Raw genomic sequence first — 20,035 nt, forward strand, 5'->3', positions numbered from 1 at the left:
GAGTATTGGTTGTAGCTGGTCTGGGACTGGCTGGCAGGATAGATATCGGCCGTTCCATCCCGTGGACGTGACTCCTGTTGCGACTGACCCCCAGGTGTCATTCGATCGACTTGTCCGTCCATCGGGGTGGTCCGGCCGCCACCTGTCCGGCCCACCTCGGTAGCTTGATCAGAAGATTGTCCACCCCTTGCGGGGCGTGACCCATCACAGTGCTGTTCCTTTGGTGACCTCTACCCGGACTGGCGCTGGCCGGTGACGGCCATGACCACATCCGTGAAGAGGAAGGTAGGAATGACCGCCATGTCTATCGTCGCGCATGCCCATCCATTTGTCGTGGGTGTCGACACGCACGCCCGAAACCATGTTTACGCCATCCTCGACGCCACCAACGGCGCACTACTGGATACGCAGTCATTCCCCACCACCACAGCCGGGATCAACCGGGCCATTAAATGGATCGCACGCCGCACCAACGCCGACGCAGACACCCTCTGGGTCATCGAAGGAGCCGCATCCTACGGAGCGATCCTCGCCGGCACCGTGGCAACCCACGGATTCCCAGTCGCCGAAGCGCCGCGCATGGATGCCAAGAAGCGCCGTGGCGTGGGCAAGTCCGATGCCCTGGACGCCCACCAGATCGCCATGGCCGTTCTGCCCCTGCCGGTGGACAAGCTGCGCCGACCACGCCTTCATGACGGGGTCCGCCAGGGCGTGCGGATCCTGGTCACAGCGCGGGGGTCCATGAGCAAGGACCGGACCCGGTCGGTCAACGCGCTCAACGCCCTGGTGCGGGGCAATGACCTGGGCATCGATGCCCGCCAGAAGCTCACAGGCGCCCAGATCACCGAGGTCTCAAAGTGGCGTTCCCGCGAGGAAGAGCTCGCCTTGTCCATCGCCCGTGCTGAGGCCGTGCGGCTGGCCAAACACGTCCTGGCGCTGGATGAGCAACTCACGGCCAACGAGAACCAGCTGGACGAGCTGGTGAAGGTCAGCGATGCCGCACCTGCCTCCCTGGCCGGGGTAAATCCGATCCCCGCGTCCTCCGGGAACACTGTCCGCCACCGCTTGAACCGGGGCGGTGACCGGTCCCTGAACAGCGCCTTGCACATGGTCGCGGTCGTCAGGATGACCCATGATGGCGAAACCCGCCAGTACGTGGAAAAGCGACGCGCCGAGGGTCGTACGGACAAGGAAATTCGTCGTTGCATCAAACGCTACCTGGCCCGCCGCATCTACCGCACGCTCAGCGCGGCGGCAATAGCGATAAACGCGGCTTGACAGACATAGAAGAGTCGACCGCTAGAACCCAAGCCTCAGGAAGGCGGCCTTTTCCGTGCAGCGGGTAGCTGGAGCCTAGCCGATCTTGCGGGTGGCCCGGCGCTTGCTGAGTTCGTCGTCGGGGAATGACTGGTCGCTGGCGTGTTCGCTGGGAAGGGCCGCGAGGCTGCCCTCCACTTCGCGCCAGACCCGGCCGACGGCGATGCCGAAGACGCCCTGTCCGCCCTGGACGAGGTCGATCACTTCGTCCGCCGACGTGCACTCGTAAACGCTGGCGCCGTCGCTCATGAGGGTGATCTGGGCAAGGTCCTCGACGCCGCGCTCCCGGAGGTGTTCAACGGCCGTGCGGATCTGCTGGAGGGAAACGCCCGTGTCGAGCAGGCGCTTGACGACCTTGAGGACCAGGATGTCGCGGAAGCCATAAAGTCGCTGGGAGCCTGAACCGGCAGCGCCGCGGACGGCGGGCTCCACCAGCCCGGTGCGTGCCCAGTAGTCCAGCTGCCTGTAGGTGATGCCGGCGGCCTTGCAGGCCGTGGGTCCACGGTAGCCCGCATCCTCGTCCAGGACGGGAAGATCCTCGGTGAACAGCAGGCCCTGGGCACCGCTGGCGGGCACGGCCACACCAGCCGCCGAGGGCTGCTTGAGCTCGCCTGCTTCGCCTTTCGGACTCACGTGGATCCTCCTTGTCATGGCTCCCCTGCGGAAAATGCAGCAACAACCGGTTATGTCTGGCTAAACAACACACGGGCGGATAAAATTCATCCGTGTAATTCTGCCGGGGCTGCACCTTCCAGTGTGACCTGAGCAGCTGTTGCGTGCAATGGGAACTTGTACTTCTGACGTTAGGCCTGCCGGGGCCCAAGGTCAAAGACGTTCGAGGTATTGCCGGGGCGTGTCGAAACTTTCATCCTCGACTTTAACCTTAACGAGACCTCAGCCCGCGAAGTCCTCGGGTTCCACGTCGTCGAGGAACTCCCGGAACCGGCGCAGCTCCCCTTCTTCGTCGACGGCGGGACCCGGGTGGGTGTCTTCGCCCTCGTCGTGTTCGGTGATCCGGACACCGGCTTCTTCCATCACGGCGTCGGCGCACCAGATCCGGCACTTGGCGCGGAGGGCCAGGGCCAGGGCATCGGAGGCACGGGAACTGACCGTGGTCCCGTTGTCGAACTGGAGCTGCCCGTAGAAGATGTTGTCCTCCACGGCCACAATGTTGACGCTGACGATCGTGTGGCCGAGGGATTCGACGACGTCGACCAGCAGGTCGTGCGTCATGGGCCGCGGGGGCACGACCCCCTGCTGGGCCAGGGCGATGGCGCTGGCTTCGGGGGTGCCGATCCAGATCGGCACGTGCCGCTCCCCGTGGATCTCCTTGAGCAGGACGAGCGGCTGGTTGGACGGAAGTTCAATCCGCACGCCTACAATTTCCACCTCAATCATCAGATGTCCATCCTCGAGATGCGGTCCTGGACCAGGGCCCGGTGCAGCGTCAGGCACAGCTCGCTGATCTCCCGGGCGGCCTCCGCGGCACGGGCATGGGACGCGGCGTCCTTGCGGGAAGTCAGGGTGGACACCGCACGCTCCACCAGCCCGAACTCGCGTTCGGCGGCTGCCTGGAACGGCCGCAGGTGCCGTGGTTCCAGGCCGTGGCTCTCCAGCTGGACGCAGGCGCGCGCCACCTGGAGGGCGTGCTCATCGAATTTGCCGTTGACGTGGCCGATCAGGCCGAAGCTCAGGAGCGATTCCAGCAGCGGCACGCTCGCGCCGGACTCGGCCCGGAGCTGTTCCTCACTGAGCCTTCGGACCCGGTTCTGCAGTTCGGATGCGAGCTCTTCGGAGACAATCCGCGGCGATACCGTGACGCCGGGAGGCAGGTTGTCGGGGCGCTCACCGCGGTCGATCGCGTCGAGGTAGTCCTTGATGACCTTCAGGGGCAGGTACTGGTCCCGCTGAAGGGCCAGCACGAAGCGCAGCCGTTCGACGTCGTTCTCGGCGTACTGGCGGTACCCGGCAGGGGTCCGCTGGGGGTTGATCAGCCCCTTTTCCTCAAGGAACCGGATTTTCGACGCCGTCATGCTGGGAAAGTCGTCGGTCAGCTGAGCCAGGACTTCCCCGATGTTTAGAACCTGGGGTCCGCGCCGTTCCGCTTGTGCCATGGCCACAGGCAGCTGCTCCGGAATCAGACGTTGCCTGCTGCGCGGGCAGGGCTCAGGTAGAAGGTGAGGCGGAACTTCCCGATCTGGACTTCGTTGCCGGACTTCAGTTCGACGCCGTCGACGCGGTCGTTGTTCACGTAGGTGCCGTTCAGGCTTCCGGTGTCCACGACTTCGAAGGTGCGCGCCGTGCGGCGGAACTCCACGTGCCGGCGGGAAACCGTGACATCGTCGAGGAAGATGTCGGCATCCGGGTGCCGGCCCGCCGTCGTGATGTCCGTGTCAAGCAGGAAGCGGGCGCCCGTGTTGGGACCGCTGTGCGCCACCAGCAGGGCAGAGCCATACGGGAGCGCCTCAACGGCGGCCCGCTCCTCCACCGAAAGTTTCGGGGTGATGGTGGGTTCATCGCGGACCGGCGTGAGGTTGATCGACGTGGTCTCCGAAGCCTTCACTCCACCCGTGCCATAACCGTCACCGGTGTTGTTGCGTTCGTGCCCAAACATTGATTCCTCCATTCGCTGCAGGTGTCCCCCCTGCAAACAACGCATGCCGTCCGGAAAAGCCGTGCAAATCCGGGATTCAGCCTTTCGGCGGGACGTTGAGTGGCTGGTTTCCCAACGGCTGTTCCAACGACCCGGCCCGAATGGACTTTGCTTTAGCCTACCTGTTGTTCGTACTCCGATGCACTGAGGAGCGACTCGATCGCGTCGGCTTCCGCCAGCTTGATTTCCAGCAGCCAGCCCTCGCCGTAGGGATCCGAATTGATCAGGGCGGAATCGGTGTCCAGAGCCTCGTTGCGGGACACAACTTCACCGGAAACCGGGGCGTAGATGTCGCTTACGCTCTTGGTGGACTCGACCTCGCCAACGACGTCGTTTGCCTTGACCGTGGTGCCCGCCTCAGGCATCTGGGCATAGACGACGTCCCCCAGGGCGTCCTGGGCAAAATCAGTGATGCCCACCCGCACGACACCGTCGGCGTTCGGGGCAGAAACCCACTCGTGTTCTGCGGTGTAGGACAACTCTTCGGGAATGATGCTCATGACGGGCCTTTCATCGGGTCAATCACCAATAGCGGTGGCGGTCACATGAACTGTCCGCCGCTGAAAGTATAGGCATATCCGCCCGGGCCCGGGGAGGACTCTGGCATGATGGGGCCATGACGGAACAAGCCGGTAAAGGCTAGGCAATGCCGGAGCTTCCCGAAGTGGCGGCCCTGACGGACTTCCTGGCCCGGCACCTCCTCGGAACTGTTGTCACGAAGGTCCAGATCGTCTCCTTCGCCATGCTCAAAACGGCGGATCCGCCGTTTTCCCGGCTGGAGGGCAGGTCCGTGACCGGGGTGCGCCGTTTCGGCAAGTTTGTCAGCCTGGACACCGACGGGCTGTGTTTTGTCTTCCATCTGGCGAGGGCCGGCTGGGTCCGTTTCACCGAGGCGCCCACGGACACCCCACTGAAAATGGGCAAGGGATACATTGCGGCGCGGCTGTCGTTTTCCAGTGCCTCCGGCCCGCTGGGCCTGGACCTGACCGAGGCCGGCACAAAAAAGAGCCTGGCGGTCTATGTGGTTGCGGATCCGCACGACGTCCCCGGGATCGCTGCACTGGGACCGGATCCGTTCAGTCCCGGGTTCGACGTCGAGGCCCTGGCGGGGATCCTGGGTTCCAGTTCCCAGCAAATCAAGGGCGTCCTGCGGAGCCAAAGCGTGATTGCCGGCATCGGGAACGCCTACAGCGACGAGATCCTGCACGCGGCCAGGACATCGCCTTTCGCCATAGCCAAGTCGCTGGACCGGGAGGCGGTCCAGCGGCTCTATGACGCCATCCACAGCATTCTCGGGACAGCCCTGCGGGAGGCCGCCGGGAAACCGCCCGCTGAACTCAAGGACACCAAGCGGAGCCACATGCGGGTCCACGGCCGGACCGGCGAGGCGTGCCCGGTGTGCGGCGACACCGTCCGCGAGGTGTCCTTCGCGGACACGGCCCTGCAGTACTGTCCGCGCTGCCAGACGCACGGGAAGATCCTGGCCGACCGCCGGACGTCGCGCTTCCTGAAATAGACGCGCCCCGAATCAGGGGCCGCCGGAGAAACAGAAAACCCCGCCATTCCCTTGTCAGGAATGGCGGGGTACTTTCTGCTGGTCGGGCTGACAGGATTTGAACCTGCGACCCCTTGACCCCCAGTCAAGTGCGCTACCAAGCTGCGCTACAGCCCGTCAGTTCCGCCGTTCTCCGCTCATGATGCCATCCTCTTCAGTAGCCAGGGGATTTCATCTGAGCAGTCCGGCCGAACCACCTCCAAAAGCTTACACGATTCCGGAGGGTGCCCGTGACACTTTTACTATTGCCACGGGCAAGGTGTGTCGAAATTAACGCTTCTTGCCGCGCTTTTCACGCACACGCATGTTGACCTCGATCGGCGTGCCCTCGAACCCGAAGGTTTCGCGCAGCCGGCGGGTGATGAAGCGGCGGTAGCCCGGGTCCAGGAACCCGGTGGTGAAGAGCACGAACTTCGGCGGGCGGCTCGAGGCCTGGGTGCCGAAGAGGATGCGGGGCTGCTTGCCGCCCCGGACCGGGTGCGGGTGCGCGGCTACCAGTTCACCCAGGAAGGCGTTGAGCCGGCCGGTGGCGATGCGCTTGTCCCAGCTTTCCAGCGCGGTGTCCAGGGCAGGGACGAGCCTGTCCTTGTGCCAGCCGGTCTTGGCCGAGATGTTGACCCGCGGTGCCCATGCCACGTGGGCCAGGTCCTGCTCGATTTCACGTTCGAGGTAGGTGCGGCGTTCGTCGTCGAGCAGGTCCCACTTGTTGAACGCAAGAACCAGGGCCCGGCCGGATTCGATGGCCAGCTGCAGGATGCGGACGTCCTGTTCGCTGAGCACTTCATCCACCGCGAGGAGCACGACGGCGACCTCCGCCTTTTCGAGGGCGCTCTGCGTCCGCAGCGAGGCGTAGAAGTCGGCGCCCTGCGCCATGTGCTGGCGGCGACGGATACCGGCGGTGTCCACAAAACGCCAGGTGCGCCCACCGAGTTCGATGAACTCATCGACCGGGTCACGCGTGGTGCCGGCGGTGTTGTCCACGACAACGCGCTCGGAACCGGCCAGCTTGTTCAGCAGCGAGGACTTGCCCACGTTCGGACGCCCGATCAGGGCGATGCGCCGCGGACCGCCGGAGCGCTCCAGGCCTTCGATCGTGGAGTACTCGGGAAGAGTGTCCATGACATGGTCCAGGAGGTCGGCGACGCCCCGGCCGTGCAGTGCCGAGACCGGGTACGGCTCGCCGAAGCCGAGGCCCCAGAGCGTGGCCGAATCGGCTTCCTGCGCAAAGTCATCCACCTTGTTGGCCACCATGATGACCGGCTTCTTGGACTTGCGGAGCATCTTCACAACGGCCTCGTCCGTGGCGGTGGCGCCCACGGCGGAGTCGACGACGAACAGGACGGCGTCGGCAAGTTCCACGGCCATCTCGGCCTGCTCGGCGACGCGGGCGTGGATGCCGCGGGCATCGTGCTCCCAGCCGCCGGTGTCGACGACCGTGAAGTTCCGGCCGTTCCAGGTGGCCGAGTACATGACCCGGTCGCGCGTGACGCCGGGGGTGTCTTCCACCACGGCCTCGCGGCGGCCGAGGATACGGTTCACCAGGGTGGACTTGCCGACGTTGGGACGGCCGATGATGGCCAGGACCGGATCAAGCTTGACCGGGCCGTCGAAATCCTCGTCGTCGTACTCGCCGCTCAGGAGGGCGGCGTCCTCTTCGTCGAGCTCGTAGTCGTCCAGGCCGGCCCGAAGGGAGGCCGCGCGGAGCTCTGCCTCGTCGTCATCCAGGGCGGCGAGGTGCTCGGCCACCTGGTCCGTGCCGGTGGGCGTGTATTCGTCTTCGCCGGCGCCAAATTGGCCGGAGGTTTGAGTCGTATCGCTCATTGCACTTTCCTTATGGGGTGATCTGCCGGCGTCCCGGCTACTGCTTCATGACGTTCTTGCGGGGAATCCGCGTCGGGCAAGGGCTGCCCTGTTCTTTGGATCGAGTCCTGGACATGGCGCGCCAGCGCGGCGCGGATCTCGGTTCCGGCCCTGTCCATTGAAACACGCCCGGTCTCGCCGGGCCTGCGGCTGACGTTGAGGGCTCCGCCGAAGCTGACGTGCAGCCGGCGGCGCAGCCGTGGAACGGCGTCGAGGTGTTCGCCGCCGGCCCGGGTACCGAGGATGGCGACGGGGACCACGGTCGCGCCGGAGTTCAGCGCGAGCCAGGCGACCCCCTTGTTGATGGCGGAGGCTTCGCCGCTCCCCCGCGTGCCTTCGGGGAGTATCCCGACGCACCGCCCGGCGTCGAGCACGCTCTTGGCCGTGAGGAGGGCCGCCCGGTCACCCGCGCGGTCCACCGCCAGCTGCCCGGAGCCCTGGAGCACCCGGCCCAGGAAGCCGGTGAACATTTCCTTCTTGACCAGGATGTGCATGGCACGCGGGGATGCCCCGAACATCACCGGTCCGTCCAGAAAGCTGATGTGGTTGCCGGCGAAGATCACCGGACCGGTCGCCGGGACATTCGACCGTCCCGTGACCGAGGTCCGGTAGAGGACGTGGTCCAGGATCCAGCCCACGGGCCGGCTCCAGAGAGTTGTCCAGCGGGCCGGCACCCGGACCACGGGCAGGACGGGTGCCTGGACCGCCTGCTGCTGCGCGGCGTCAGTCATGGCGGAGCGCCTGGTGGTTGACGATGCCTGTCACGATGCCGAGCGCGGCGTCGACGGTCCCGGCGAAGTCAAGCTCCGAGGAGTCCAGTGTCACCACACCGTCGGCGGCCCGGGTGAAGTTCACCACGGTCGAGTCCTTCGCGTCGCGCTGGGTCACCTGGGCCGCGAGCTGTTCGGCGCTTTGGCTGCCGCCGAGCTGGATGCCCCGGCGGCGCAGGCGCGCCTCTTCGCTCGCGGTGAGCAGCATCCGCACTTCGGCATGGGGCGCGACGACGGTGGTGATGTCCCGCCCTTCGACCACCATGCGGCGGTGGTGCTTTTCGATCAGCTCGCGCTGCCGGCGGATCAGTTCGGTGCGGGCGCCGAGGGTGGTGGCAACGGCGCTGACGGCGGCGGATATCGACGGCTCGCGGATCGCGAGCGTGACATCGGTACCGCCGACCCGGACGTATTCCTCCAGCGGGCTCGTGCTGATTTCCAGCGGAAGGCTCTTGGAGGCGGCCTCGACGGCGGCGCCGTCGTCCAGGTCCGTGCCGTTGTCCAGGCAGAACCAGGTCAGGGCACGGTACATGGCGCCGGTGTCGAGGTAGGCCAGCTTGAGCCGGCGTGCCACCTCTTTGCTGACGCTGGACTTGCCCGATCCGGACGGCCCGTCGATGGCTACGACAAGGCTTTTTCCGGGGCGGAGGACGTCCACGGTTGCGATAAGTTCCTGGGTCATTACTGGAGTACCCGCCATCCACGGTCGTTGAGGGCTTCGATGAGCAGTTCGTGCTTGTTCGGCAGGACGGAGATTTCCACCATGCCCACGTTCTGGCCCGAGGAGTGGTCCAGGCGGAGGTCCTCGAGGTTGACGCCGATCTCGCCGATCTCCGTCAGGAGCCGGGCGATCTGTCCGGGTGTGTCGTCCACCAGGACTGTCAGCCACGAGTAGGCCTGCGGGGGTCCGCCGTGCTTGCCCGGGATGCGGGACTGGCCGGCGTTGCCTTCGCTGATCAGCTGGGCAAGGTCCAGCCGGGCACCGGGTGCGGTCGGGTTCTCGAGCGTGCCGATGACACGGTCGAGGTCCTCGCGGACGCCGTGCAGGATCTCCACGACCTTCTCCGCGTTCGCCCCGAGGATCTGCACCCACAGGGTCGGATCACTGGCCGCGATCCGGGTGACGTCCCGCAGCCCGTTGCCCGCGAGGGACAGCGCATGCAGGGGTGTGCCCTGCAGCCGGCTCGCCACGAGCGAGGACACCACCTGCGGGACATGCGAGACGAGCGCCACCGCCTCGTCGTGCTCCTCGGCCCCGAATTCGGAGACGACGGCGCCCAGGTCCACGGCCAGCGCGCGCGCAGCCTGCAGGGCCTGGGGCAGGGTCTCCGCCGAGGGGCACAGGACCCACGGCATGGAGGTGAAAAGTTCGCCGCGGGCCGCGACGGGACCGGACTTTTCGCGGCCGGCCATCGGGTGGGTTCCCACGTAGCGGCCGAGGTCGGCGCCGCGTTCGCGGAGCTCGGCCTGGATGCCGGCCTTCACGCTGGCGATGTCCACGACGGTTGCCCCGGGGTAGTCCGCGAGGGCGCGTTCGACGACGCCGGCCGTGACGTCCGGCGGGGCGGCGACCACGACGAGTTCGGGCTGCTCGCCGTCAAGGCGCGCCAACGGCAGGCCGGCGCCGATGTCGACGGCGACGGCCTGGTTCGTGGGCGAAGGGTCGGAGAGGAAGACTGCCACTCCGCGGCCCCGCAGCCCCAGCCCTATGCTGGTGCCCAGGAGCCCTGTCCCCACGACCACCACCGGACCGTTGAGGTGGCCGCGGCCGTGGGTGCGAAAGGCGGACATACCTACAGCCCTACGGATGCCAGCAGGTGGCCGACTTCCTGCTTGCCGAGGTTGCGGATGCTGCCCTGGCGCTGGTCGCCCAGGCCGATCGGGCCGACCTTCACGCGGACCAGGCGGAGCACCGGGAAACCGACGGCGTCGAAGAGGCGCCGGACGATCCGGTTCTTGCCCGAGTGCAGCACGACCTCGATCAGCACGTGGCCGGGGGTGGAGTCCACGAGTTTGAAGGAGTCCACCGAAGCGATGCCGTCTTCAAGTTCGACGCCGGCCTTGAGCTGTGCGCCGACGCCCTGCGGGAACGGCCCGCGGACCTGCACGAGGTAGGTCTTCGGGACTTCGTAGGAGGGGTGCGTCAGGCGGTTGGCGAGTTCGCCGTCGTTCGTCAGCAGCAGCAGCCCCTCGGTGGCGACGTCGAGACGGCCGACGTGGAACAGGCGTTCGCCGTGGTTGTTGCGGACGAAGTCGCTGACGCAGGGACGGCCGTCCGGGTCTTCCATGGTGGAGACAACGCCCTTGGGCTTGTTGAACACCATGTAGACCATGTTCTCGTCGAGCTGGATGCGGAGTCCGTCGACGTGGATCACGGCGGTCTTCGGGTCGACGCGGACGCCGAGCTCGGTGACGACCTGGCCGTCGACCTCAACGCGGCCTTCGGCGATCATTTCCTCGCAGACGCGGCGGGAGGCGACGCCGGCCGACGCCATGACCTTCTGCAGGCGGATGCCGTCCTGGTCGTGGACTTCGGACTGGGGCACGTCGGCGCGGGGTCCGCGCTTGCGGGCCGGCTTGCGCACGGGTCCGAGGTTCTGGCCGAAGCGTTCGCTGCCGAAGGCCCGGGGGCCGGCGGACTTCGCGGCGCCGGTGCGCGGTTTGGGCTTGAGGGCACCGGGGGTGCCGGGTGCCTTGCCGAAGCCGGGCTTGCGGGCGGCGGCCTTGCGGGCTGCCTCCTTGCCGGAGGGAGCCTTGGACTTCCAGTCCCCGGAGGCCGGCCGGCTTGTCGACGGCCTGGCCGACGGCGCGCCGTCGGGGCCCTGCAGGTCCGGATCGATGAAGGCTTCTTCGCGGGGCTTGGGGCGCTTGAAGGGGCGGTCTCCGCCGCCCTTGAAGCCGGCTCCGCCGCTGCGGCTTCCGCCGCCCAGTGCGCCGCGGCCTGAGCCCTGCGCCGGGTTTTGTCCGGCACTGCTGCGTCCGGCAAAGTTTTGTCCGGCACTGTTGCGTCCCGAACTGTTACGTGGTGAACCCTGGCGTCCCGCCTGTGTCATGACCCGTCCTTCGTTTATTGGCCAACGGCCGCTGTCTCCCGACAACACCCGCCGGCTGGGGCAAAAAGCTTCTGCCCCGGTGGATTCCGTGCGCAGGCAGTTGTTCCTGCCTACATTCTCGCTGCGTCGTAGAACTCTTCGATGCCTTCCAGCCCCGGAAGATGGGGTGAAAGTTGCGGCAATTCCGCCACCGAGCCGATTCCCATCCGCTCCAGGAAATACGACGTCGTGCGGTACAGGACGGCCCCGGATTCAGGATCGGTTCCCGAGTCTTCGATCAGCCCGCGCTGCGTCAGCGTCCGCACGACAGAGTCAACATTAACTCCTCGAATTGCAGACACCCGCGCCCTGGAAACAGGCTGGCGGTAAGCGATGACGGCGAGCGTTTCGAGCGCCGCCTGCGTCAGCCTGGCTGTCTGTCCCTCCAGCACGAACGCGCCGACAATATCGGCGAACTCAGCGCGGGAATAGATCCGCCAACCTCCGGCGATATTCCGCAATTCAAAACCCCGGGGAGTGGCACTGAAACCGGCACTATTGATAGCAGTACTGGCGTCGTCCACAGCCGGGGCATTAACAGTATAGCCGTTATACTCCCGCTGCAGTTCCGCGAGCAGTTCCTCGACGACGTCGAGGGTCAGGTTCAGTCCGGAGGCGAGCTCCGTCGCCGTCGCCGGCTGGTCGATCACCATCAGCACGGCTTCGAGGGCTGCCCGGGCGCCGCCGGGAAAATTGCCGCCGCCGGGCAGGCTGCCGGCGTCCGGGCCGGTCCCCGCCGCCGGTTCAGGCTGGGTGTCATTCACGGCTTCTCCTCATATTCTTCACTCAGGTTTTCGCTGCTCCAGGCCCCGTCGTCGGCGGTCCAGCGGACTGTCAGGTCCCCCAGCGGAAGCAACTGTTCGAACGCCACCGCCTTGTCCCGGAACAGCTCCAGCAGCGCCAGGAAGCGTGCCACCACCACGAGGGTGGATTCGGCGTCGGCGATCAGGGCCCGGAAGGTCAGGGGGGTGCCGAGCTGCAGCCGGCGGCCCAGCAGTTCGGCCTGCTCCTTGACGCTGACGGCAGTGCCGTGCAGGTGGACGAGGCCCACCTCGGTGGGCGCCGCTTCCTTGGGCTTGAGCGCGGCCTCGGCCAGGGAAGCGAACTGCTGCGGGGTGTGCCGCCAGAGGAGTTCCGGCAGGAGCGCCGCGAAGTGCCCCTCCAGCGCCACCTGCCGCGGATAGCGCCGGGCCTCGAGTTCGAGGGTGGAACCCATCATGCCCGCCACGTGCTTGAACGCTTTGTACTGCAGGAGCCGGGCGAAGAGGAGGTCGCGGGCTTCCAGCAGCGCAATGTCTTCCTCGTCCTCAACTTCGCCGGCAGGCAACAGCCGGGCGGCTTTGAGGTCCAGCAGGGTGGCGGCGATGACGAGGAATTCGCTGGCCTCATCAAGGGCCCATTCCTCGCCCAGGTTCTGCAGGCGCTTGATGTACTTGATGAACTCATCGGTGACGGTGGACAGCGCCACTTCGGTAATGTCCAGCTGGTGTTTGGAAATCAGGCCCAGCAGGAGATCGAAGGGGCCGGTGAAGTTCGCCAGCCGGACCTCGAAGCCGGGCTTCTTCCCGGCCGGCCCAAGCCGCGGCTGCGCTGTGGAAGGGCCTGTTTCTGCCACGGCCCTGACTAGGGTGCGCCGCCGCGCGAAATGAGCTCTTTGGCCAGGCTCCGGTAGGCGTCGGCGCCGATGTGGTTGCCGGCGTAGCTGGTGATGGGCTCGGCCGCGACCGTGGCGTCGGCGAACTTGATGGAGCGCTTGATGACGGTTTCGAAGACCTTGTCGCCGAAGGCCTCCACGAGGCGGGAGATCACCTCCCGGCTGTGCAGCGTGCGGGCGTCGTACATGGTGGCGAGGACGCCGTCGACCTGGAGCCGCGGATTCAGCCGGTCCTGGACCTTGTCGATGGTCTCCACCAGCAGTGCGACGGCGCGCAGGGCGAAGAACTCGCAGATCAGCGGGATGATGACGCCGTGGGCCGCCGTCAGCGCGTTGACCGTGAGCAGGCCCAGCGAGGGCTGGCAGTCGATCAGGACGACGTCGTAGTCATCCTCGACCTTCTTCAGGGCCCGGTCCAGCACCTGTTCGCGGGCAACCTCGTTGACGAGCTGGACTTCCGCGGCGGAGAGGTCGATGTTGGCCGGGAGCAGGTCCAGGTTTTCCACGCCGGTCTTGTGGATGGCGTCGCGGATGTCGACCTTGCGGTCCATGAGGACGTTGTAGACCGTGAGGTCCAGTTCGTGCGGGTTGATGCCGAGGCCGGCGGAGAGGGCACCCTGCGGGTCGAAGTCCACGACAAGGACACGGCGGCCGTATTCAGCCAGCGCGGCGGCAAGGTTGATGGTGGAGGTGGTTTTACCCACCCCGCCCTTCTGGTTGACCATGGCGATGACCCGCGCGGGGCCGTGGGATGACAGCGGCGCGGGCTCCGGAAAGTCGCGTTGAGGGCGCCCGGTGGGGCCCATGACAGCGTCTTCCAGATCGAGGTCGATGCCTTCCAGAGTTGCTGAACCCTGTTCGCTGCTCACGTATCTATCCACACTTTCGATGACGGTGATGGTCGTGCTTGATATTGCTGCCTGCTTGAGACTTGCGCCCGCTTGAGACTTGCGCCCGCTTGAGACTTGCGCCTGCTTGAGACTTGCGCCCGCTTGAGACTTGCGCCTGCTTGAGACTTGCGCCCGCTTGAGATTTCGCCCTGGACGTCCAGCGCCGGTCTCATTCCTCCCAAGGTTACAGCGCCCGACACGGTATTCCGCGGACCTTGACAGCGGCCATTGTTTGAGCCTCAACCCTCTGGTAGAAGTCGAAGGTTGGTGTCGTGGCGCGAAAAACCGCCCGGACGCTGGCCGGCGTCCGGGCGGTTTTGGCCAGTAACTGGCGGGGGTGCGGCGGCCTAGGCGTTGGCCAGGACCGGCTTTTCCGGAGCCGCTTCCTCCTCAGGCGCACCGTGTCCGGCGATCATGGTCAGTTCGTTGAAGGGCTCGCTGCCGGAGAGGACACGCTCGACCTGTCCGCCGTCGATCTCCTTGACCCAGGTGCCGATCAGCACGGTGGCCACGGCGTTGCCGGTGAAGTTGGTCAGCGCCCGGGCTTCGGACATAAAGCGGTCGATGCCGACGATCATGCCCACGCCGCCCAGAAGCTGCGGCGCATGCGCCTGGAGTCCCGCGGCCAGCGTGGCCAGGCCGGCACCGGTGACGCCTGCGGCGCCCTTGGAGGCAATGATCATGAAGATCAGCAGCGAGACCTGGGCGCCCAGGTCCAGCGGAGTGCCCATGGCGTTGGCCACGAACAGCGAAGCCATCGTCAGGTAGATGGCCGTACCGTCGAGGTTGAAGGAGTAGCCGGTGGGGACCGTGACGCCAACGACCGGCTTGGACACCCCGAGGTGCTCCATTTTCGCGATCAGCCGGGGCAGCGCGGCTTCGGAGGATGAAGTGGAGAAGATCAGCAGGTACTCGCGGCCCAGGTACTTCATCAGCCGGAAGATGCTGACGCCGGCGACGATCTTGAGCAGTCCGCCGAGGATCACGACGATGAACAAGGCGCAGGTGACGTAGAAGGCGACCATCAGGGTCGCCATGCTGAAGATGGCCTGCACGCCGGTGGCACCGACGACGGCGGCGATCGCGCCGAAGGCTCCGACCGGGGCCAGCCACATGATCATGACCAGGATGCGGAACACGAGGGCCTGGCCGTAGCCGACGGCCTTGAGGATCGGAGCGCCCTGTGCGCCCATCCGCTGCAGGGCGAAGCCGACCAGGATCGCGGCGAGAAGGGTCGGCAGGACCGGGATGTCGCCCGGGATGATGCCCAGCAGGAAGTCGACCGTGCTGTCCGTGGCCGCCTTCTTGTTCGGGTCGTAGGGGGCGAGCTTGAGGCCCTCTCCCGGGTGGATCAGGTTACCCACGACCAGGCCGATGGCCAGCGCGAACGTGGACATCACCATGAAGTAGCCCAGTGCCAGGCCGCCGACCTTGCCGACCGTGGCCGCCTTGGCGATGGAACCGATGCCGAGGACGATGGTGCAGAAGATGACCGGGCCGATCATCATCTTGATGAGTTTGATGAACCCGTCGCCCAGCGGCTTCAGGGACTTGCCCGCCTCGGGGAACATCAGCCCGACCAGGGCGCCGAGGACGACGGCCACGATGACCGCGATGTAGAGATAATGGGACTTGTCGAGCCGCTTGCGCTTCTTGACCGGTGTCGCGGCCAGCGCCGCTGACTCTCCTCGTTGAGAGGTCATGATGTTCTCCTTGGATAGGCTGGACGTCGGTGCGGCACAGGCTGTGGGCCTTTCGCGTCCGTTCTGCGTGTTCCACCATCATTGGGGATTCAGTGACGCGCATCACCGTTGCGTTCATATTGGTCATGGAAGGTATTGATGATCCACCGCTGGAGCATCGCCAGACGGCTGTTTGTGGCCCACCTGCTCTTTATGCTGGCGCTGACGGCCATCGTCGGCACCGCCACCTTCGTTGACGCGCGCGACCACGCGTATGACGAAGCCGGCCGGCGGATGGCCGCCGTCGCGACTGCGGTGGCAGATAATCCCCTCGTGCTGGGTGCGGCGGGCGCCGCAGATCCCACCGCCCTGCTGCAGCCGTATGCCCTGAAGGTGATGGCGGACGCGGACGCGGATTTCATCACGATCATGGCCCCGGACCGCACCCGTTGGACCCATCCCCGGGAGGAGGAACTCGGGAAGCCGTATATCGGCTCCATCGATGCCGCCCTCCAGGGCCGGGTGTTCACCGAGATGACGGCCGGCACTCTCGGCCCCTCGGTGCGCACCATCGCCCCGGTCAAGGATGCGGATGGCACGGTCCGGGCGCTGGTGGCGGCCGGCGTGACCGTCCGCACCGTGGACATCGCCGTCTCCGGCAGGCTGCCGGCGCTGGTGGCCATCGGGCTGGCCCTGCTCGCCGGCGGATCGGTGGCGTCCTGGCTGCTGGGGCGGTATCTCCGCCAGGTCACCCGGGGCTGGGGCCCGGAGCAGCTCGCCCAGCTCTTCGCCTACTACGAATCGGTGCTCCACTCGGTCCGTGAAGGCGTCATCCTGATCGATCCCAAGGGCAAGGTCGTCATGTACAACGACCAGGCCGCCGTACTGCTCGGACTCACACCGCTCTCGTCCGACGTCGGAGGTGCATCGGCCGACGGCGGCCGGCAGGAGGCGCCGTCGCTCGCCGAGCTCCCGCTGGACCCCAGCCTTCGGGAGCTGTTCGAGTCGGGCCGGACCGCGCTGGACGAGATCCACCTGACCGGCCCGCGGATCCTGGTGGTCAACCAGGGACCGGCCGTCGGGCCCGGCCCGGCCGGCGGCCGCGCAACCCCGGACGTCTACGGGACCGTGGCCACGATCCGCGACCGCACTGAGATCGAATCGCTGGGCAGCGAGCTGGAGACCATGCGCACCCTCTCCGATGCCCTGCGCGCCCAGACCCACGAACACGCCAACCGGCTGCATACGATCGTCTCCCTGATGGAACTGGGACGCGGCCCTGAAGCGCTGGACTTCGCCACCCAGGACCTCGAGCTGAGCCAGCGGCTGACCGATGACGTGGTGAGCTCCATCGACGAGCCCGTGCTCGGTGCCCTCATCATGGGAAAGGCCGCCGAGGCCCACGAGCGCGGCGTCGAACTGACCCTCAACACCGTGGGAAACGGGACTGGACCGTCCGCCGTGACCGGCCTGGCCGTGCAGGACCTCGTGGCGATCCTGGGCAACCTGCTGGACAACGCCATCGACGCCGCGGCTGAGGCTCCGGCCCCGAAACTCGTGGAGCTCACGGTGGAAGCATCCGCCGGGTCCCTGGCGATCACGGTGGAGGACAGCGGGCCCGGGATCGACCCGCAGGCCGTGGAGGACATCTTCCGGCATGGTTTCAGCACCAAGACTCCGGGGCCGTTCGGGCGGGGACTCGGCCTGGCCCTGGTCCGCCAGGCGGTGCAGCGGCTCGGCGGTACCATGACAATCACGAGCCCGGCCGGGGCGCTGTTCCGCGTTACGCTGCCAACGGCTTCGGCTGCATCGATGCCGGCATCAACAGCGGCATCGCCGTCTGCATCACTGACCACAGAGGGACAGCTATGACCGACATCCGTGTACTCGTCGTCGAAGACGAGCCCATTGCGGCGGCAGCCCACGCCGCCTATGTCGGCCGGCTGGAGGGATTCACGCTGGCCGGCTCCGCCCCGGACGGACAGTCCGCGCTCCGGCTGATGACGGACTTCGCGGCGGCGGGCACCCCGGTGGAGCTGGTGCTGCTGGACATGAACCTGCCGGACCTTCACGGCCTCGACATCGCCCGGCGCATGCGTGCCGCGGGGCTGTTCGCGGACATCATCGCCATCACCGCAGTCCGGGAACTGACCATTGTCCGCAGCGCGGTGGCCACCGGGGTGGTCCAGTACCTGATCAAGCCGTTCACCTTTGCCACCTTTGCGGACAAGCTCACCAGCTACCGGCTCTTCCGGCAGCAGCTGGCCTCCCCCGCCGCCGGACAGGCCGGTCCCGGTGCGTCGCAGAGCGATGTGGATCAGGCCTTCGCGAGCCTGCGGGCCCCCTCGGAGCTGCCCTTGCCCAAGGGGCTGGCCGTGTCCACCCTGGAATCGGTGCAGGACTTCATGAAGCGGCAGTCCGGGGCAGTGTCGGCCAGCGAAGTGATGGACGCGCTGGGCATGTCCCGGGTGACCGCACGGCGCTACCTGGAATACCTCGCCGACGCCGGCACCGTCTCCCGGACGGCACGCTACGGCGCGCCCGGGCGGCCGGAGAACGAATACCGCTGGACCCGGGCGGGGGCTTAGGCCCCGACCGCCCCGGGCCGCAAGGTCCCGATGAGCTGATCGATTACGCCGGAGTCCTCAATCGTCGAGGGCACCACGTAGTCCTCGCCGTCGGCAATCTGGCGCATGGTCTTGCGCAGGATCTTCCCGGATCGGGTCTTGGGCAGGGCCTCCACCACGGTGACGTGCTTGAAGTCCGCGACGGCGCCGATGTCGCGCCGGACCAGGGCGATCAGGTCCTTGACCAGGATCTCCTCGGGCACATCGACCCCGGATTTCAGCACCACGTAGCCGCTGGGTCGCTGGCCCTTCAACGGGTCCGCGAGTCCGATCACGGCGCACTCGGCCACGGCCGGGTGCTGGCCGATCACCTGTTCCATGGCGCCGGTGGAGAGCCGGTGGCCGGCGACGTTGATGATGTCGTCGGTGCGGCCCATGACGAAGAGGTAGCCGTCCTCGTCCCGGTAGCCGGAGTCGCCGGTGGCGTAGTAGCCCTCGAACGCCTGGAGGTAGGAGGATATGTAGCGCTCGTCGTCGCCCCAGAGCGTTGTCAGCGTGCCCGGCGGCAGCGGCAGCGCCAGGACGATGTTGCCTTCGGTCCCGGCCTCGACGTCGTCGCCTGATCCGTCGACGATGTTCAGCTTGAAGCCGGGCATCGGCACACTGGGCGAGCCCGCCTTGATCGGCAGCCCGTCCAGCCCCCGCGGGTTGGCGCAGATGGCCCAGCCGGTTTCGGTCTGCCACCAGTGGTCCACCACGGGGACTCCCAGGATCCGGGAGGCCCAGTGGAAGGTGTCCGTGTCCAGCCGTTCACCGGCGGCAAACAGGGTGCGCAGGCTGGAAATGTCGTACTGCCCGAGCAGTGCGGCCTCGGGGTCGGCCTTCCGGATGGCCCGCAGGGCGGTGGGCGCGGTGAACAGCACGTTGACCTTGTGGTCCTGGATGACCCGCCAGAACGCGCCGGCGTCGGGCGTGCCCACGGGCTTGCCTTCGTAGATGACGGTCGTGGCGCCGGCCAGCAGCGGGCCGTAGACGATGTAGGAGTGCCCCACCACCCAGCCGACGTCGGACGCCGTCCACATCACGTCGCCGGGGCCGATGTCGTAGATGTTCTCAAGGGTCCAGCTGAGGGCCACGGCATGGCCGCCGTTGTCCCGCACGACGCCCTTGGGCGCGCCGGTGGTTCCCGAGGTGTAGAGAATGTACAGCGGGTCAGTGGCCTTGACGTCAACCGGGGCGGCCGGCGCGGCGGTGGCCATCTCGGCCTCCCAGTCCAGCCAGCCGGCGTGGTCGGCCACCGAGGAGGCGAAGCCTTCCCGGCCCTTGACCAGGACCGGAGTGTCGGGCGTGCCGGCCAGGGCGAGGGCTTCCTTGACGGCGGGGAGGTACTCGATCCGGCGCGAGGGCTCGATGCCGCCGGAGGCCGTGACCACCGCGGCAGGGGCGGCGTCGCGGATCCGGGCGGCGAGTTCCTTGGGGGCGAAGCCGCCAAAGACGACGGAGTGGACGGCGCCGAGCCGGGCCGTGGCGAGCATGGCGATGGCTGCCTCGGGGATCATCGGCATGTAGATGACGACGCGGTCGCCCTTGCCGACGCCCTGGCGGCGCAGGACCCCGGCGAACCGGGCGACGAGGTCCGTCAGTTCGGCGTAGGTGTAGCGCTTTTGCATGCCGAGCATGGCGGAGTCGTAGATCAGGGCATCCTGACCGCCCCGCCCCTCCTCCACGTGCCGGTCCAGCGCGTTGTAGGACGTGTTGAGCACGCCGTCGGGGAACCAGCCGTACAGCGGTGCCCTGCTGGAATCGAGGGCATGCTGCGGCGGGGTAGTCCACGAGATCTTCCCGGCAGCTTCCAGCCAGAATGCTTCGGGCGTATCCAGGCTGCGTGTGTAGCTGTCCCGGTAGTTCTTGGTAACCATGAAAATGAGTCCCGTCCACGACAATGTGATGGAGCTCATGGTAGCCCCGCCGGGGCGGCCGGCACAAGGCTTGTGT

General features: G+C 66.9%; 19 protein-coding genes and 1 tRNA gene. 4 read left to right on the forward strand and 16 right to left on the reverse strand.

Annotated features, from left to right (window positions below):
• Positions 1–291: 291 nt before the first annotated feature.
• Positions 292–1,278 (forward strand): IS110 family transposase, encoded by a 987-nt coding sequence (locus GXK59_RS10375; protein WP_160666547.1) that lies wholly within the window; start codon positions 292–294, stop codon positions 1,276–1,278.
• 75 nt (positions 1,279–1,353) lie between these two features.
• On the opposite strand, the gene GXK59_RS10380 is transcribed toward GXK59_RS10375, so the two are convergent.
• The 5 genes from GXK59_RS10380 to gcvH form a co-directional block, all read right to left on the reverse strand.
• On the reverse strand, positions 1,354–1,950 hold the full coding sequence (locus GXK59_RS10380) for a MerR family transcriptional regulator (protein ID WP_024365114.1): 597 nt from the start codon (positions 1,948–1,950) through the stop codon (positions 1,354–1,356).
• A gap of 261 nt (positions 1,951–2,211) precedes the next feature.
• Positions 2,212–2,715 (reverse strand): bifunctional nuclease family protein, encoded by a 504-nt coding sequence (locus tag GXK59_RS10385; protein ID WP_160666549.1) that lies wholly within the window; start codon positions 2,713–2,715, stop codon positions 2,212–2,214.
• A complete protein-coding gene (gene ftsR / locus GXK59_RS10390; RefSeq protein WP_160666551.1) occupies positions 2,715–3,431 on the reverse strand; it encodes a transcriptional regulator FtsR in 717 nt (238 codons plus the stop codon). The genes GXK59_RS10385 and ftsR overlap by 1 nt, the downstream gene beginning before the upstream one ends.
• A gap of 23 nt (positions 3,432–3,454) precedes the next feature.
• Positions 3,455–3,931 (reverse strand): FHA domain-containing protein, encoded by a 477-nt coding sequence (locus tag GXK59_RS10395; protein WP_160666553.1) that lies wholly within the window; start codon positions 3,929–3,931, stop codon positions 3,455–3,457.
• 152 nt (positions 3,932–4,083) lie between these two features.
• Positions 4,084–4,470: a glycine cleavage system protein GcvH gene (gene gcvH, locus GXK59_RS10400; protein WP_024365118.1), complete on the reverse strand. Its 387-nt coding sequence runs from the start codon at positions 4,468–4,470 to the stop codon at positions 4,084–4,086.
• A gap of 146 nt (positions 4,471–4,616) precedes the next feature.
• Between gcvH and GXK59_RS10405 the strand changes: the two genes are divergently transcribed.
• Complete coding sequence (locus tag GXK59_RS10405) at positions 4,617–5,486, forward strand: Fpg/Nei family DNA glycosylase (RefSeq protein ID WP_160666555.1); 870 nt, start codon at positions 4,617–4,619, stop codon at positions 5,484–5,486.
• Positions 5,487–5,565: 79 nt separating this feature from the next.
• On the opposite strand, the gene GXK59_RS10410 is transcribed toward GXK59_RS10405, so the two are convergent.
• The 10 genes from GXK59_RS10410 to GXK59_RS10455 form a co-directional block, all read right to left on the reverse strand.
• Positions 5,566–5,642, reverse strand: a tRNA-Pro gene (locus GXK59_RS10410).
• 153 nt (positions 5,643–5,795) lie between these two features.
• Positions 5,796–7,346, reverse strand: coding sequence for a ribosome biogenesis GTPase Der (gene der / locus GXK59_RS10415; RefSeq protein WP_160666557.1), 1,551 nt, complete (start codon positions 7,344–7,346; stop codon positions 5,796–5,798).
• Positions 7,343–8,023, reverse strand: coding sequence for a lysophospholipid acyltransferase family protein (locus GXK59_RS10420; RefSeq protein ID WP_160669094.1), 681 nt, complete (start codon positions 8,021–8,023; stop codon positions 7,343–7,345). Before GXK59_RS10420 ends, der begins: the two co-directional genes overlap by 4 nt.
• A gap of 85 nt (positions 8,024–8,108) precedes the next feature.
• Complete coding sequence (gene cmk / locus GXK59_RS10425; protein WP_160666559.1) at positions 8,109–8,837, reverse strand: (d)CMP kinase; 729 nt, start codon at positions 8,835–8,837, stop codon at positions 8,109–8,111.
• On the reverse strand, positions 8,837–9,946 hold the full coding sequence (locus tag GXK59_RS10430; RefSeq protein WP_160666561.1) for a prephenate dehydrogenase: 1,110 nt from the start codon (positions 9,944–9,946) through the stop codon (positions 8,837–8,839). Before GXK59_RS10430 ends, cmk begins: the two co-directional genes overlap by 1 nt.
• Before the next feature lie 2 nt (positions 9,947–9,948).
• Entirely contained in the window at positions 9,949–11,208 is a 1,260-nt protein-coding gene (locus GXK59_RS10435; protein ID WP_160666563.1) for a pseudouridine synthase, read from the reverse strand.
• A gap of 110 nt (positions 11,209–11,318) precedes the next feature.
• Complete coding sequence (gene scpB / locus GXK59_RS10440; protein ID WP_237393996.1) at positions 11,319–11,900, reverse strand: SMC-Scp complex subunit ScpB; 582 nt, start codon at positions 11,898–11,900, stop codon at positions 11,319–11,321.
• 107 nt (positions 11,901–12,007) lie between these two features.
• Entirely contained in the window at positions 12,008–12,862 is an 855-nt protein-coding gene (locus GXK59_RS10445; protein WP_160666567.1) for a segregation and condensation protein A, read from the reverse strand.
• 8 nt (positions 12,863–12,870) lie between these two features.
• Positions 12,871–13,770 (reverse strand): ParA family protein, encoded by a 900-nt coding sequence (locus tag GXK59_RS10450; RefSeq protein ID WP_160666570.1) that lies wholly within the window; start codon positions 13,768–13,770, stop codon positions 12,871–12,873.
• A gap of 368 nt (positions 13,771–14,138) precedes the next feature.
• Complete coding sequence (locus GXK59_RS10455) at positions 14,139–15,494, reverse strand: cation:dicarboxylate symporter family transporter (RefSeq protein WP_160666572.1); 1,356 nt, start codon at positions 15,492–15,494, stop codon at positions 14,139–14,141.
• Between the two features lie 138 nt (positions 15,495–15,632).
• On the opposite strand from GXK59_RS10455, the gene GXK59_RS10460 reads away from it, so the two are divergent.
• Both GXK59_RS10460 and GXK59_RS10465 read left to right on the forward strand, forming a co-directional pair.
• Positions 15,633–17,345 (forward strand): sensor histidine kinase, encoded by a 1,713-nt coding sequence (locus GXK59_RS10460; protein WP_160666574.1) that lies wholly within the window; start codon positions 15,633–15,635, stop codon positions 17,343–17,345.
• Positions 17,342–18,061: a response regulator gene (locus GXK59_RS10465; protein ID WP_160666576.1), complete on the forward strand. Its 720-nt coding sequence runs from the start codon at positions 17,342–17,344 to the stop codon at positions 18,059–18,061. Before GXK59_RS10460 ends, GXK59_RS10465 begins: the two co-directional genes overlap by 4 nt.
• Here GXK59_RS10465 and GXK59_RS10470 read toward each other — a convergent pair.
• Positions 18,058–19,959: an acetate--CoA ligase gene (locus tag GXK59_RS10470; protein WP_160669095.1), complete on the reverse strand. Its 1,902-nt coding sequence runs from the start codon at positions 19,957–19,959 to the stop codon at positions 18,058–18,060. The two genes, GXK59_RS10465 and GXK59_RS10470, sit on opposite strands and share 4 nt — an antisense overlap.
• Positions 19,960–20,035 lie beyond the last annotated feature (76 nt).

This window comes from Pseudarthrobacter sp. ATCC 49987, assembly GCF_009928425.1.
Lineage (GTDB): Bacteria > Actinomycetota > Actinomycetes > Actinomycetales > Micrococcaceae > Arthrobacter.

What these genes read in the sequence shown, in the direction of transcription:
- ftsR (WP_160666551.1), bottom strand. Translation starts at nt 3,431, where the DNA reads ATGGCACAAGCGGAACGGCGCGGACCCCAGGTTCTAAACATCGGGGAA.
- GXK59_RS10385 (WP_160666549.1), bottom strand. Translation starts at nt 2,715, where the DNA reads ATGATTGAGGTGGAAATTGTAGGCGTGCGGATTGAACTTCCGTCCAAC.
- GXK59_RS10375 (WP_160666547.1), top strand. Translation starts at nt 292, where the DNA reads ATGACCGCCATGTCTATCGTCGCGCATGCCCATCCATTTGTCGTGGGT.
- GXK59_RS10465 (WP_160666576.1), top strand. Translation starts at nt 17,342, where the DNA reads ATGACCGACATCCGTGTACTCGTCGTCGAAGACGAGCCCATTGCGGCG.
- gcvH (WP_024365118.1), bottom strand. Translation starts at nt 4,470, where the DNA reads ATGAGCATCATTCCCGAAGAGTTGTCCTACACCGCAGAACACGAGTGG.
- GXK59_RS10395 (WP_160666553.1), bottom strand. Translation starts at nt 3,931, where the DNA reads ATGTTTGGGCACGAACGCAACAACACCGGTGACGGTTATGGCACGGGT.
- GXK59_RS10470 (WP_160669095.1), bottom strand. Translation starts at nt 19,959, where the DNA reads ATGGTTACCAAGAACTACCGGGACAGCTACACACGCAGCCTGGATACG.
- GXK59_RS10460 (WP_160666574.1), top strand. Translation starts at nt 15,633, where the DNA reads ATGATCCACCGCTGGAGCATCGCCAGACGGCTGTTTGTGGCCCACCTG.
- cmk (WP_160666559.1), bottom strand. Translation starts at nt 8,837, where the DNA reads ATGACCCAGGAACTTATCGCAACCGTGGACGTCCTCCGCCCCGGAAAA.
- GXK59_RS10430 (WP_160666561.1), bottom strand. Translation starts at nt 9,946, where the DNA reads ATGTCCGCCTTTCGCACCCACGGCCGCGGCCACCTCAACGGTCCGGTG.
- GXK59_RS10405 (WP_160666555.1), top strand. Translation starts at nt 4,617, where the DNA reads ATGCCGGAGCTTCCCGAAGTGGCGGCCCTGACGGACTTCCTGGCCCGG.
- GXK59_RS10455 (WP_160666572.1), bottom strand. Translation starts at nt 15,494, where the DNA reads ATGACCTCTCAACGAGGAGAGTCAGCGGCGCTGGCCGCGACACCGGTC.
- scpB (WP_237393996.1), bottom strand. Translation starts at nt 11,900, where the DNA reads ATGGTGATCGACCAGCCGGCGACGGCGACGGAGCTCGCCTCCGGACTG.
- der (WP_160666557.1), bottom strand. Translation starts at nt 7,346, where the DNA reads ATGAGCGATACGACTCAAACCTCCGGCCAATTTGGCGCCGGCGAAGAC.
- GXK59_RS10435 (WP_160666563.1), bottom strand. Translation starts at nt 11,208, where the DNA reads ATGACACAGGCGGGACGCCAGGGTTCACCACGTAACAGTTCGGGACGC.